The 12,686-nt window shown below is 71.6% G+C and carries 11 protein-coding genes and 1 pseudogene; 9 read left to right on the forward strand and 3 right to left on the reverse strand.

What is annotated here, in order from left to right; translation table 11 throughout:
• A pseudogene (locus tag MXD95_RS09105) lies at positions 1 to 213 on the reverse strand (glycosyltransferase family 4 protein); the annotation flags it as partial.
• Between the two features lie 237 nt (positions 214 to 450).
• On the opposite strand from MXD95_RS09105, the gene MXD95_RS09110 reads away from it, so the two are divergent.
• Positions 451 to 876: a DUF3099 domain-containing protein gene (locus MXD95_RS09110; RefSeq protein ID WP_250640113.1), complete on the forward strand. Its 426-nt coding sequence runs from the start codon at positions 451 to 453 to the stop codon at positions 874 to 876.
• Between the two features lie 62 nt (positions 877 to 938).
• Here MXD95_RS09110 and pucL read toward each other — a convergent pair whose 3' ends face one another.
• Entirely contained in the window at positions 939 to 1,832 is an 894-nt protein-coding gene (gene pucL, locus MXD95_RS09115) for a factor-independent urate hydroxylase (protein WP_250640114.1), read from the reverse strand.
• A gap of 859 nt (positions 1,833 to 2,691) precedes the next feature.
• On the opposite strand from pucL, the gene MXD95_RS09120 reads away from it, so the two are divergent.
• From MXD95_RS09120 to MXD95_RS09150, 7 genes are all read left to right on the forward strand, one after another.
• Entirely contained in the window at positions 2,692 to 4,194 is a 1,503-nt protein-coding gene (locus MXD95_RS09120; RefSeq protein ID WP_374121999.1) for a L,D-transpeptidase, read from the forward strand.
• 260 nt (positions 4,195 to 4,454) lie between these two features.
• On the forward strand, positions 4,455 to 5,600 hold the full coding sequence (locus MXD95_RS09125) for a phosphatase PAP2 family protein (protein ID WP_250640116.1): 1,146 nt from the start codon (positions 4,455 to 4,457) through the stop codon (positions 5,598 to 5,600).
• Between the two features lie 688 nt (positions 5,601 to 6,288).
• Positions 6,289 to 7,545, forward strand: a complete 1,257-nt coding sequence (locus MXD95_RS09130) for an OmpA family protein (RefSeq protein WP_250640117.1) — start codon at positions 6,289 to 6,291, stop codon at positions 7,543 to 7,545.
• 286 nt (positions 7,546 to 7,831) lie between these two features.
• A complete protein-coding gene (locus tag MXD95_RS09135) occupies positions 7,832 to 8,248 on the forward strand; it encodes an encapsulin-associated ferritin-like protein (RefSeq protein ID WP_250640118.1) in 417 nt (138 codons plus the stop codon).
• Complete coding sequence (locus MXD95_RS09140) at positions 8,245 to 9,057, forward strand: family 1 encapsulin nanocompartment shell protein (protein WP_250640119.1); 813 nt, start codon at positions 8,245 to 8,247, stop codon at positions 9,055 to 9,057. The genes MXD95_RS09135 and MXD95_RS09140 overlap by 4 nt, the downstream gene beginning before the upstream one ends.
• Before the next feature lie 447 nt (positions 9,058 to 9,504).
• A complete protein-coding gene (locus MXD95_RS09145; RefSeq protein WP_250640120.1) occupies positions 9,505 to 9,693 on the forward strand; it encodes a (2Fe-2S)-binding protein in 189 nt (62 codons plus the stop codon).
• A gap of 227 nt (positions 9,694 to 9,920) precedes the next feature.
• On the forward strand, positions 9,921 to 11,525 hold the full coding sequence (locus tag MXD95_RS09150; protein ID WP_250640121.1) for an alpha/beta hydrolase family protein: 1,605 nt from the start codon (positions 9,921 to 9,923) through the stop codon (positions 11,523 to 11,525).
• 218 nt (positions 11,526 to 11,743) lie between these two features.
• Here the strand turns inward: MXD95_RS09150 and MXD95_RS09155 are convergent, their stop codons facing one another.
• Positions 11,744 to 12,382 carry a hypothetical protein gene (locus MXD95_RS09155; RefSeq protein WP_250640122.1) on the reverse strand — a complete coding sequence of 213 codons (639 nt, stop codon included), beginning with the start codon at positions 12,380 to 12,382 and terminating at the stop codon, positions 11,744 to 11,746.
• 106 nt (positions 12,383 to 12,488) lie between these two features.
• On the opposite strand from MXD95_RS09155, the gene MXD95_RS09160 reads away from it, so the two are divergent.
• Positions 12,489 to 12,686, forward strand: a 198-nt coding sequence (locus tag MXD95_RS09160) for a hypothetical protein (protein WP_250640123.1), incomplete at its 3' end; no start/stop codon positions are given.

The raw sequence follows: 12,686 nt of genomic DNA on the forward strand, positions 1-12,686 counted from the left end.
AAAAGACCGCGGCGGGGGGCCCGCCGCCCCCAACAACCCCGCCCCCCCCGGAGGGGCCGGGGGGGGGGGCCCCCGCGCCGGCGGCGCCGGCGCCGGCGCGATCACCATCGCCTCGTGGCCGTGGTCACGCAGATGTTCCAGAACTCGGCACACCGTGTTCGTCACCCCGTCGACGTGGGGGAGAAACGACTCGGTGATCACGGCTACGCGCACACGAGCACCGTGACAGTGCCACGGGCCGTCCCGCGGACGCCCAGCCGACCGTCACGTGAACGTTCCGGCACAGCTTGGTGCGGGAATCGCGGTGTCGTCCCGAACCCGGGTGCCGGGCGGCGGACGGGCGTGGTGCGTCCCACCGGCGCCACGGTTTCCCCCTGCGACGGGCAGGGAGGATATTGGAACCGGGTCAGACAGGCCGGTTGGGACGGGGCGGGGTGGCGAGGTGCGCGGGTGAGGCTGAGGCAGGAACGGTCGGTACTCATCACGTCCGCCGGACGGTCGCGGCAGTCGGACATCCATCGCCGGGAGCTGCGCTACCTGGCGTCGATGGCCTTTCGGGTGGTGTGCTTCCTGCTCGCCGTCCTCGTGTTCCACGGCTGGCTGCGCTACCTCGGGGTCGGCGTCGCCGTGGTGCTGCCCTGGGTGGCGGTGGTCGTCGCCAACGGTGGTCCCACGCCCGAACGTGACAAGCCGGAGTTGTTCGATCCGGTCCGCGTGGTGGAGGAGGCTCCGCCGGCACTCGAGGCGGCGGCGCACCAGGTCGTCGACAGCGATGGCTGGGTGGACGAGTCAGGCTGGGTGCACGCCGGCCCCGCTGCCCCCGCTGCTGGCTCCGCTGGCTCCGCTGGCTCCGCTGGCCCCGCTGGCGAACGGTGACCGGCCCCGAGGTGACCAGCCTCAGCTCGAGGTGACCGGCCTCGGCCCGAGGGGCGGGCCGGTCAGCAGAAGCCGGGGACGGCCTGCCAGCTGGGACCCGGGTCGGGCGCGTCGTCCCGCAGCACGGCCGCCTCGATCAGGCCGTAGGGGCGGTCCGGCACCTGGTAGACGGCATCGGGGTTGTCCAGCCCGAAGGGGGTGAGATCCACCAGGAAGTGGTGCTTGTTCGGCATGGACATCCGGATCTCGGCCACCTCCTCGACGGCGGCCAGGGCGGCCTCGCCCATCCGGTAGAGGGTCTGTTGCAGGGCGAGGCTGTGCACCTGGGCGAAGGTGGTCAGCAGGGCCTCGCGGACCTGGTCGTATCGGGGGCCGAAGTCCAGTTCAGAGGACGTGTAACGCCAGCGGGCGGTCACCTCGGTGGCGAGGATGCGGTCGGTGGTCTCCGCGAGCGTGGTGTACCGGTCCCGGGGAAAACCCCAGAATTCCGAGCCGGTTGACTTCAGCACGACCAGTCCGGCAAGACCGGAAACAACAAAGGCCGACGGTCCGTCGATGGTCACCACGGTGGTCCGCCGTTCGCCCTCCGCCCGACTGAACGCATGGTCATGCGGTGCGCCGGCCACGGTGATCCGATCCCAGTGATACTGCTCGATCTCGATCCGCGCGCCATGGATCCACTCGAAGGAGTCAACGAAGTGGCGGCCAAGGCGCCGGGCGAAATCCTCGATCTGGCCGATCCCGTGTTCCCGGGCGAACGCGAAGACAGTGTTCTTCTGCGCGTCGGTGGTCAGGATGTGGGAGTTGTCGCCAGTCAGGTGTGCGGTGTCAAAATCACCGCGTAGCGCGGTCGAGACGTTCAGATCGGTGATGCGGTGTACCGGGCTGGATCGGTCGACATGCACGAGGCGGACCTCCGCCTTTCCGAACTGGTTCGGTCCGAGCACGATCGCCATCTGTTCTCCCTTTCGCAGGGCCGGTCCACTCGGCCTGGGTGGCGCCTTGCACTCCCGACCGGGGCCTGTTCCGGGGCCCGTCGCGGGTACATCTGGTCGCCGGGCCAGCGGCCGGCGCACCCATTGTCCGGGGGGATGCCCCGTCCGGCGGGCACCCTCGATGGAGGGGTGCCCGCCGTTCGAGGCCTTCCTCGTCTGGCCGGCGCCCTCGTCTGGCTGGTAGTGATCGTCTGGACGGGCGCCCATCGGGCAGGTCCTCATCGTCGGGCAGAGGTGTGTCACTGTTCCCGCACAGCGGTTTCGGCATGGTTTCGCCGCCGGCACCTTCCGGGCTACCGCTGCGCGGCCAACGTCCTCGACCGGGTGCCGGCTGGCACCGCGGGCGTGGCCGGCGGGCCCGGGCGGGGCGATGTGGGCAGGGATCGGGCGACGCAATCCCGCGGGTGAGATCCAGCTGGTCGGCATCAATCCCGCACCCGGACCCAATACGCCGAAACGGAAGCCGGATGGTCGTGTGATGGTTGTGGTGGGTGCCGACCGCAGGTGATGGGTTGTGTGCCACATGGCTCGCGATGGGTGGTGGTCGGTGTTTTCGGGCACTCCAAGAACTGATGCACTCCGGAGGCAACCTCGTCCGGTCTCTGCGCGTCAGAAAGGAGTGAAGGGGGAGGGTCTTATGGGGAATACCCGGAGGGGGCTACCCTCCGTATTTAATCGCTCTACGGCGAGTGATTGTCGGTTGATTGACGCCCCTGGTTCCGTGATCAACAGGACGGGGCGGCGGCCCCCTGGGTACGGTTCAAACCTAGGTTTCCGTCCGGCAGCGACGCCGGTCGCGTTCTTCGGAAGAGGGCGTTCCATGTCTCGCTCGGTAATGAAGCCCTCACGCGTTTATCGGGGATGGCAGCTTCTCCCGGGACGTTGGCGGGCCGCCGTGCGCGAATCGCCCGCGTCCGACGTTCCGGTGTCCGCCGCTTCGGCCTCCGTCGCTTCGGGGGGCTCGGCCTCGGGGGTAGGCCCCGTTTCGGGGGGCTCCGCCAGCCCGGGTCGATCCGTCCACCGGGGGCAGCGCCGGGCCGGTGCCGCGGTGGTGCTGGTGGCCGCCCTGGGCCTGGCCGCCTGCTCGTCCGGCGGGGGATCGCCCACGCCGGCGGGAGTCGCGGCCGCGCAGCCCCCGGCGGCCTCCGTCACGGTGACCCCAGGCGATGGCGCCTCGGGCGTGGCCGTCGGCGACCACGTGGTGGTGCACGCCAACGCCCCGCTGACGCAGGTCACGGTCAATCGGGAGGCAAGCACCACGGAGAAGACCGAGGCGGGCGTCCTGCTCGGCGACTTCTCGGCCGACCGAAAGACCTGGACGTCCAGCCAGGGCCTGTTCGCCTCGTCGCGCTACGACGTCGTCGCCAGCACCAGCGCGGCCACGGGGATCACGGGCACGAAGTCCGTGAACTCGAGCTTCGAGACCGGCACGCCGGCCAAGGCACTGCGGGTCTCGTGGGAGCCGGTCGCCGGGCAGGCGGTCGGTGTCGGGGCGCCGATCAGCCTGACCTTCAGCGCGCCGGTGACCGACCGAGCTGCCGTCCAGCAGCGTCTGTCGGTGCGAGCCGACCCGCCGGTGCTCGGCGCCTGGAACTGGGTGTCCAATCGTCTGGCGATGTGGCGTCCGCAGCAGTACTGGGCGCCCGGGACGAAGGTGCACGTCGAGGCCAACCTGGCCGGGATGGACCTCGGAGGCGACCGTTTCGGCGTGAAGGACCGCGCCATGGACTTCGTGGTCGGCTCCGCGCACGTCTCCAAGGTCGACGCCGCCACGCACACCATGCAGGTCTTCAACAACGGTGCGCTGCTTCGCAGCTTCCCGGTCAGCCTCGGCAAGCCGGGCACGCCCTCGATGGACGGCCCGCACAACGTTCTCGGCAAGTCCTCCGAGGTCATCATGGACTCCGCGACCGTGGGTATCCCCAAAGGTAATCCGGACTATTACTACGAAAAGGTCCAGTGGGCCGTCAACTACACCAGCGGCGGCCAGTACGTGCACTCGGCGCCCTGGTCGGTCGCCAGCCAGGGACGGAACAACGTCTCCCACGGCTGCGTGAACGCCTCACCCGCCGATGCGCAGTGGTTCTACAACCTCAGCCGGCTCGGGGACATCATTGACATCTCCAACACCGGACGGCCGCCGGACACCAGCCAGTCGGGCAACATCTGGTCGGTGCCGTGGTCGGTGTGGAAGGCAGGCAGTGCGCTGCCGGTCTCCGACCAGCCCGAGACCGCGGCCCCCACACCGTCGGCCGGTTCCACCGCGCCCGCCGCGGCCACCGGAGCCGCCGTGGCGACGGCATCCGCCGGCGGCGCTGCCTGAGCAGATCCGCCCGTCCGCCCGAGCATCCACGCGCAGGGGCCGTCCGATCTGTCGGACGGCCCCTGCGCACCTTCCGGGGGTGACAAACGCGCCACATGTCAGCGAATTTCGCGTTGGGTCGCCCCATGGGACGGCCCATGACGGCACGGACCGGCCATGCTGTTGAGTGGAACCATGAGGAACCGGTGCCCGCGGCCCGCCGGGGGCGCGGCGGACACCGGGGCCGCTGCGAACCGAGGGCTACGTCCGAGAGGTGCACTGTGAGGCGCTTGCGCAACCAGACCACGGGTCTGCCGGTCTGGTGGGTCGAGGTGCTGCTGCTGGCCGTGCTGTACTACTCGTACACTGGCACCCGCTCCATCGCCGACGCCTCGGTGGCCGAAGCCATGCGGATAGGCCACGACCTGCTGCGGTTCGAGGCCTGGCTGCACATCGACATCGAGCTGTCGCTCAACCGCTGGCTGCAGAGTGTCCCGGTGCTCGCGGTGCTGTGTTGCTACTACTACGGCACGCTGCATTTCATCGTCACGCCGAGCCTGCTGGTGTGGACGCACCGGCGCAACACCGCCAACTACTCGCAGGTGCGCTGGACGCTGGCTGTCACCACCCTGATCTCCCTGGTCGGATTCTTCCTGTTCCCGACGGCGCCGCCGCGCCTGCTCACCGGCGAGCCGTTCACCGACACGATGGCGCACTTCGCGGGTTGGGGATGGTGGACCGGCACCGCCAGCGCCGCTCCCAAGGGCCTGGAGAGCATCACCAACCAGTTCGCGGCCCTGCCGTCGCTGCACTGCGCCTGGGCGCTGTGGTGCGGGTTCCTGCTTGTCCGCTACGGCCGAAGCCGGGTGACCCGGGTCCTGGGTGTCCTCTACCCGGCGGCGACGGCCTTCGTGGTCATGTCCACCGCGAACCACTACCTGCTGGACGCCGTCGCCGGCTGGGCGGTCCTCGGTTTCTCGGCGGGTGCTGTCGCCCTCGTCTTCGCCCGCAGGCGCGCCATGCGTGATCGTGCCGCGCTCGCAGGCGCAGGCGTGGGCGCAGGCGCAGGCGCAGGCGCAGGCGTGGGCGTGGGCGTGGGCGCGACGGTGGCCGGTCCCGGAAACCAGGTCGGCGGTGCCGCGGCGAACAGTGCCGGTCCGGTGAGCGAAGCTGCTGGTCCGGTGAGCTTCGCTGGTCCGGCGAGCTTCGCTGGTCCGGCGAGCCCTGCTGGTCCGGTTGGCGGTGCTGGCCACGTGGGCGGTGCTGGTTCGGCTGGGGCTGGTTCGGCGGGCGGTGCCGGTTCGGCGAGCGGTGCCGGTCCGGTGGGGGGTGCCGGTCCGGCAACGGCTGGCTCCTCGCCGCCCGGCGCTGGTGAGGCCGCAGGGAGATCTGTTGCCGCGCGTCCCGACGGAGCCCACGCGCGCTGATCTCCGGCAGCTCGGCTGGACCCCCGACGCCCGGGGCCGGGGCCGGGGATCGATTTGGTGGTGTGCGCGGCCGGCGCTCGCCTGGACCCCCGATGCCCGGGGCGAGAGACGGCCCTCACAGCCAAATATCACCCTCTGTCGCGACGCCGCCGACCTCAAGATCCAAACAGGTCGTCGTGGGGGTGTTCGTGTCCGATTTGCCCCTCACGGCGACCTGTGCGGGCGGATCTTGTTCGGCGACCGACTGCACCGCGTATCGATCATGGTTTCGGGGTCGGCGGCGTGGAGTGGCGGAGTGCGCGCGGTGGTAGTCCGCGCGGGTGGGTTGTTCGCCCCGGTGTGTTCGGCCTGTGGCCGATGTGCGATTGTTGAGCCGTGGCTGTACCGGTCACGGCCTCGTGAATCCCACCTGCGGGTCCCGACCGGCCGGTGACGCTGGCTCGGCCGTGCCGCGCGGCCGTGTCGGCAGGCCGTCGGGCGTCGGATGTCGAATGCCGCGTCCGGTTCGATCCTGTCTGCTCTCCCGCATCGCCTGATTCAGTCCGGTCCGATCCCGCTCGGAGCCCGTTCGATGACCCAGCCCGTTCGATGACCCGGCCTGTCCGATGACCGAGCCGTTCGATGACAGCGCCTGCCCGATCACCGGGCCGTTCGATGACAGCGCCCGTTCGATGACAGGGGTCGTTCGATGACCCACGCCCTGGCCGCGCGCATGAGCCGGCCCCGGCCGGTCGCCTTCGCCGTGTCATTGCTGCTGGCCTGGTTGCTGCTGGCGCTGATCGCGTTCGCGTTGCGTCGTGGGCCCATCAGGGATGATCTCGCCTCGCGTGCGACCGCGGCGGTCCGCGCGGCCGGCGGGTTGCACGCGCAGGTGCACATCGTGGGCCGGGAGGCTGTGGTCACCGGCCGTTTCCCCAGCGCCGCCGCCGCCGAGCAGGCCCGGGCCTCCGCCGCCGTGTCCGGTACCACCTCGGCCCGGCTCGGCGACGACGTGGTGATCGCCACCGAACCCGCCCGGCCGCTGGTTCTCGCCGCGTCCGCCGGAGCCCTGTCGGTCACCGCGACGGTGCCGGACCGACAGACGCGTGACACCTTGCTGGCCGCTGTCGCCGACGCCGCGGGAGCTGGATCGAGCACGACGCGGTCATCCGGGTCGACGCAGGCGAGGCCGAGCACCAGCGTCGAGGTCCACGGGCAGATCGCCATCGACGAGTCGGTGGCCGAGCCGCCGCTGGAAGCGGTCCCAGCCCTGGCCGCGGCGCTGCGCGGCGTACCCGGCGATCATTCGGTGGCCTTGCGTGGGGCGACGCTGGAGCTCACCGGCAGTGTGTCGGACGCGTCGGCCGGGCGCCGGCTGGCCACCGCGACGCTTGACGCGGCGCGTGCCACCGTCCCGGGCGCGACCCTGCAGGATCGGGTGACTGTCCCGAGCGCCGCCAGCGCGGCGTCGGCCGGTTCGGGTCGGGCCGAGGGCGCGAGGGGCCGTTCGGGATCCGCCGGCGCTGGTGGCACCGGGCGGGCGGCGGCAACCGGAGGGGCGGCAACCGGAGGGGCGGCAACCGGGGCAGCCTCGGCAGCCGTGGAGGTACCGGCATCCGTGCGGGCGGCACTGGGCGCGACGGGCATCACCTTCCCGGTCTCGGCCGCGACCCTGAGCCCGGCGGCGCGCGCCGGGCTGGACCGAGTCGCCGACACGTTGCGCGGGAACGACCTCACCGTGATCGTCGGCGGCTACACCGACGCCACCGGGTCGTCCACCGTCAACCAGGCGCTGTCGCTGCGGCGGGCCGAGGCGGTCGCCGACTACCTCGTCACGCGGGGTGTGCCCCGGGCCCGGCTGCGGGCCGCGGGCTTCGGCACCGAGGCGCCGGTCGGTGACAACGGCACCGGCACCGGTCGGGCGGCCAACCGTCGCGTCCAGATCATGGTGTCCCTGACGCCCTGACGCCCTGACGCCCTGACGCCCTGACGCCCTGACGCCCTGACGCCCTGACGCCCGGTCTCCGGGCCCCACCCCCGGGCCTCTGGGCTCCGTCCTCCGGTCCCGGCCCCAGGCGTCTGCTCCCGGCCTCCGCCTTCGTGGTCATCTGACCCTGCGGCGTGCTGGCTGGCAGCGTCCACCGGATGCTGCCAAGCGGGCCGTTCGGTCGGAGCCGGCCGGGCCGGGTGCCGGGCGGTGCTCAGGTGGGCCGGTCCGGTATGACCATGCCGGAGCGTGGTAGGTAAGCGCCATGGGCGACTCAAGTATGGGGTTGCACGAGCAGCCCGACCGGCTCTCGCCGCAGACGGTCGATCGACATCGCGCGATCGTCTCGTTGATGGAGGAGCTGGAGGCCGTCGACTGGTATGACCAGCGCTACGACGCCGTGACCGACCCGGAGCTGGCCCAGGTGCTGGCGCACAACCGGGACGAGGAAAAAGAACACGCCGCGATGACCCTCGAGTGGCTGCGGCGCCATGATCCCGTGCTGGACACCCAGCTGCGGACATATTTGTTCACCACCGGACCGGTGACGGAGGTCGAGGAGAACGCCACCGACAGCGGCCGCGGTGTCCTGCTGCCGGAGGCGGCGTCCGCGGCCGAGGGGGCGGCGGCGCCCGGCGACGGTTCCCTCGGTATCGGTAGCTTGAAAGGTATAGGCGAGTGAATCATCTGCTGCGTGGCCACGCCCCTCTGACGGACGCTGCCTGGAAGGCGGTCGACGAGGAGGCCAAGGCCCGGTTGACGACGAACCTGGCCGCCCGCAAGGTCGTCGACTTCGCCGGGCCGCACGGCTGGGAGTACTCCTCCACCCCGCTCGGGCGGGTCGAGCTGCTGTCCCCGCCCCCGTCCGACGGGGTGTCGGCCCGGGTGCGCACGGTGCAGCCGGTCATCGAGCTGCGGGTCGGGTTCACCCTCGACCGGTCGCAGCTCGCCGACGCCGACCGTGGCGCCGACGACATCGACCTCGATCCGCTGCAGGAGGCGGTGCGCCGCATCGCGGTCACCGAGAACTCGGTGGTGTTCCACGGCTACCCGCAGGCGGGCCTGGTCGGCATCACCGAGGCGTCGTCGCACCCGGCGCTGACCCTGCAGCCCGGCACCGAGACCTATCCGCCCACCGTCGCGAAGGCCGTCGCCCTGCTGCGCCGCGCGGGCATCAGCGGACCCTATGCGCTGGCCCTCGAGCCGGACAGCTACACGGCAGTGATCGAGACCGCCGAGCATGGCGGCTACCTGCTGCTCGCGCATCTGCAGCACATCCTTGACGGCCCGGTGGTGCAGGCGCCGGGGATCACCGGTGCGGTCGTGCTGAGCCTGCGTGGCGGTGACTTCGTCCTGGAGTCGGGCCAGGACCTGTCGATCGGCTACGCCGCGCACACGGTGGATACCGTCGACCTGTACCTGGAGGAGAGCTTCACATTCCGCGTGGCCGAACCGGACGCCGCGGTCGCCCTCGTTCCCGCCGGAGTCTAGCCGGACAGCGGGAAGCCCCCGCCTCCGTCGGCGGCGCCCGATCGGGTGACGTGCGTTGGCCGGCAGGAACGGGATGGTCCCGGTTCGGGGGGCCGGAAACCGTGACTATCCCTCCACGCGCGCCCGAGGCCGGCGTGATCTTTGGGTTGGAGCAGGTGGTTGCGGGCCGGACGTCGGGTCGTGTCCGGTCGTGTCCGGTCGCGGCGGGGAAGCTGCGGCGGGACCTATCCCGTACGGCGAGGGGGAATCTCGCCACCTTGCGCGCGGAGTCCTGACGTGGCACCCTCCTTTTAGGGAAGCCTTAGCTAACGCCATCGTCGCCTCCCCAGCGCTGTCCGCCGTGGCGGCGCTGGTTTCGCGTCCGGTGGATGAGGCATCCCCGTCAGGGTCGTCCCACCGCTGTCCATGCCCTCGCGGGTCCTGGGCGGCTCGGCCTGGTGAGGTGCGGTGCTCGTCTGTTCCTGCTTCGCGGTGTCCGACCGGACGCTGCGAGAAGTGATCATCTCCGGTGCCCGTGACGTCGACGAGATCGGCGAGCGCTGCGATGCGGGCACGGGCTGCGGCGGCTGTGTCGAGGAGATCGAGGATCTGCTGGACGAGGTGGCCCCGGGGTGTGGCCGCCGGCTGGCGGCCTGATCGGGCCCGCTCGGCCCGCCCGAATGGGCCCACCCGGCGGGAAGTCGTGAACCGAGGCCCTGGCGGCAACAACGGGCGACCGAATGCCACGGAGCATTCTGGCCGTTACCGTATGAGGTAACACGATCTGACGGTGCAACCGGCGATCGTTGGCATCTCTGCGTAACGTCCCCGCCGTGGTTCGGATACCCGCGCGACCGTCTGGCGCGCGCCTTGATGTGATGGTGATGACAGGACTGCGTCTCGTGGCGTCGGTGGGCGCCGCGGTGTTGATCGCGGCAACTCTGCTCAACGTCGTCCAGGCAGGCGGTGACGATGTCGATGCGCGCGCCGGGACGCCGGTCGCGAAGCCGGCCACGGCGGCGGCCCAGGGGCCGGCGGCGGCGCCAGTCGAGGAGCCGCCCGCGGGATCGGCCTCTGGGCCGGAGGAGGAGTCGGCCATCCTGTCCGATCCGGGCGGGCCGGGTTCGTGGGCGGTGGGTTACCGGACGGTCCGCCTGGTGGATCCGCGTCGCGCGGGCCGCGTGCTGATCACCTCGCTGTGGTACCCGGCGCGCCAGTCCACGCCCGCCCTCGATGTCCTGCCGCATACCGTCGTCCTGCCGCGCACGGTCGGGAGATCCTCCGGCGAAGGCGCCGTCCAGTCCCTCCCGCTCGTGTCCACCGCCCGGTCCACGGTCCGGGTCGCCTCGCTCCCCGACGCGTTCGCCTCTCCGCCCGCGCGGACGGAGCCAGGCTCGTCCAGCGTCCGCCTGCCGCGACCGGACCGCCCGGCAGCGATCAGGGCGACCACGCTGAACAGGGTGACCAGGGCGAACACGGCGAACACGGCGAACACGGTGGACGGGGCGAACGGGGCGGGGGTGGGCACCCCCGAGGTGGCCTGGTCGGCTGCGGGCGGGTCCTGCCCGGTGGCACCGTCGGACGTCGCCCCGGGCGCCGCGGGCCAGCCGGCGTTCTATCCGGTGGTCGGCCAGGTGGGGCTGGTCTCGGACCGGGCCGTCACCGACGCCCCGCCGGCACGCGGGCCGTTTCCCCTGGTGATCTTCTCCCATGGCAGCGCCGGAAGCCGGGTGCAGACCGCTACCCTGCTGGAGGGCCTGGCCAGCCACGGCTACATCGTCGCCGCACCCGACCACACCGGGGACACCCTGGTGGACGCGGCCGAGAACCGCAGCGTGGCGCAGATCCCCATGGCAGTCGACCGTTCCCGCGACCTGACCGCCGTGCTCGACGCGCTGACCGGCCGGACCTGTCAGGTGCGCCGGCTGGTCCAGCTCGACCGGATCGCCTCCGTCGGCTTCTCGTTCGGTGGTCTGACGTCCACCGTGTCCAGCGTCGGCCTGCTGGGCGCCTCGGCAGATCCTCGGATCCGCGCCTCGGTGGGCCTGTCCGCGGCGACGGCACCGCTGCCCGCCGCGATCCTGAACGCGATCCGGGTGCCCACCCTCGAGCTCGGCGGCACCCGCGACATCTCGATCCCGCTGGGCCCGAATGCCGAGCGGGCGTTCGCCCAGCTCACCTCGTCGCACCCGCGGGTGCTCGTCACGGTCGCCGGCGACACGCACAACTCGTTCAGCGACGTCTGCCGCCAGGCCCACCTGGCGAACGACCCGCGCGTGCCCGCCGAGGTGGCGCTCCGGCTCACTCTGACGGCGGCCGTGACCTGCTCACCGCCGAACATCGACCCGGCCCGCGCCGAGCTGCTCGTCCAGCGGGCCACCGTGGCGTTCCTCGGTTGGCAGCTGCGCGGCCAGACGGCCTACCGCACCTTCCTCATTGACCAGGCGTTGGGCGATCCGGGCACGGTGACGGCCCGCACGCAGCCGTGAGGGCCGGCCCGCGGCGGCTCATCGTCCCGAGTCCACGTCGGCGGTCTCGACCGGCGAGGCGCGCAGCACCGCGCGGGCGGGCACCAGACTTCCGGGCGGTCAGCGAACCAACCAGATTGAACGCCTGAAAGACGAATCCCATCGATGGGCGCCGTAGTTCGGTCAGGTCCGGTTCCGGCATGTGCGGGTCCTGCCGCTCCGGCCCGCTCCGCGCGTCGCTAGGTCAGCGGGCGGAAGCAGGTGGGGGCGGCATCCTGCGGGTCGACCGTGTAAAGGGCGAGCGTGCCGGCCATTTCGCGTGGATCGATGTCATGGTCGAGCATCCGCTGATGGAGGTCGGACACCATGCGCAGCGCGTAGTCCAACAGGACCGGGGCGATACCAGGCGGGTGACACAGGCATTCCTGGAAACGGGTCGCGACGCTCGGGTCGCCGGTGAGCTCGGCGAGGACGCCGAGTCGAATGCGCTCGGCGAGATCCTCCCAGACCAGTTCGCTTTCCGGCGCCTCGAGGCCCCGCCAGATGCCGGGAAACCGCAGATCGCCGACAATCGCGGTGGGCGACCAGCCGGTGCGCAGATGCACGGCGACCACCCACATCGCCATCAGCCAGCACAGCCCACGCATGGTGTGGACCGGGTCGGCGCTGACCTGCTCACGCAGGTGCCGTTCGGACTGGTTTCGACTGGCCGGGGTGAGCCAGCCACTGGCAAGACGTTCAAGGTCGACGATCTGCACCATGGGCAGATCTCCGGGATACGGGCGGCCCAGAGCGGCTGCGCGGCCGGATTCGGCGTCGACCAGCGCCAGTGCTCCTGGATCGGAAAGCGTCTGCCAGGCCAGACCCGCCGATGGCATGCGTCACACGGTAGACCTGCGCTGCCGGTCGGAACCATGGTGTTGACCGCACCGTGTGAAAAGCCGCCCTGGTACTCGGTGGCGCTCATTCTGGGCCAGGCCACCGGTGCGTCCGGCGGGCCGTGGAGCTGCGGACACGCCGTGGGGGGGGGGGGGGGGGGGGGGGGGGGCGGCGCGGCGGGGGGGGGGGGGGGGGGGGGGGGGGGGGGGGGGGGGCGGCCCCCCGCCCACGATGGTCGCCATGCGCATCGTGGTGACCGGGGCTTCCGGTCTGATCGGCTCGGCGCTCGTGCCCGCCCTGCGC

The sequence above is a fragment of the Frankia sp. AiPa1 genome, assembly GCF_023243075.1.
Lineage (GTDB): Bacteria > Actinomycetota > Actinomycetes > Frankiales > Frankiaceae > Frankia.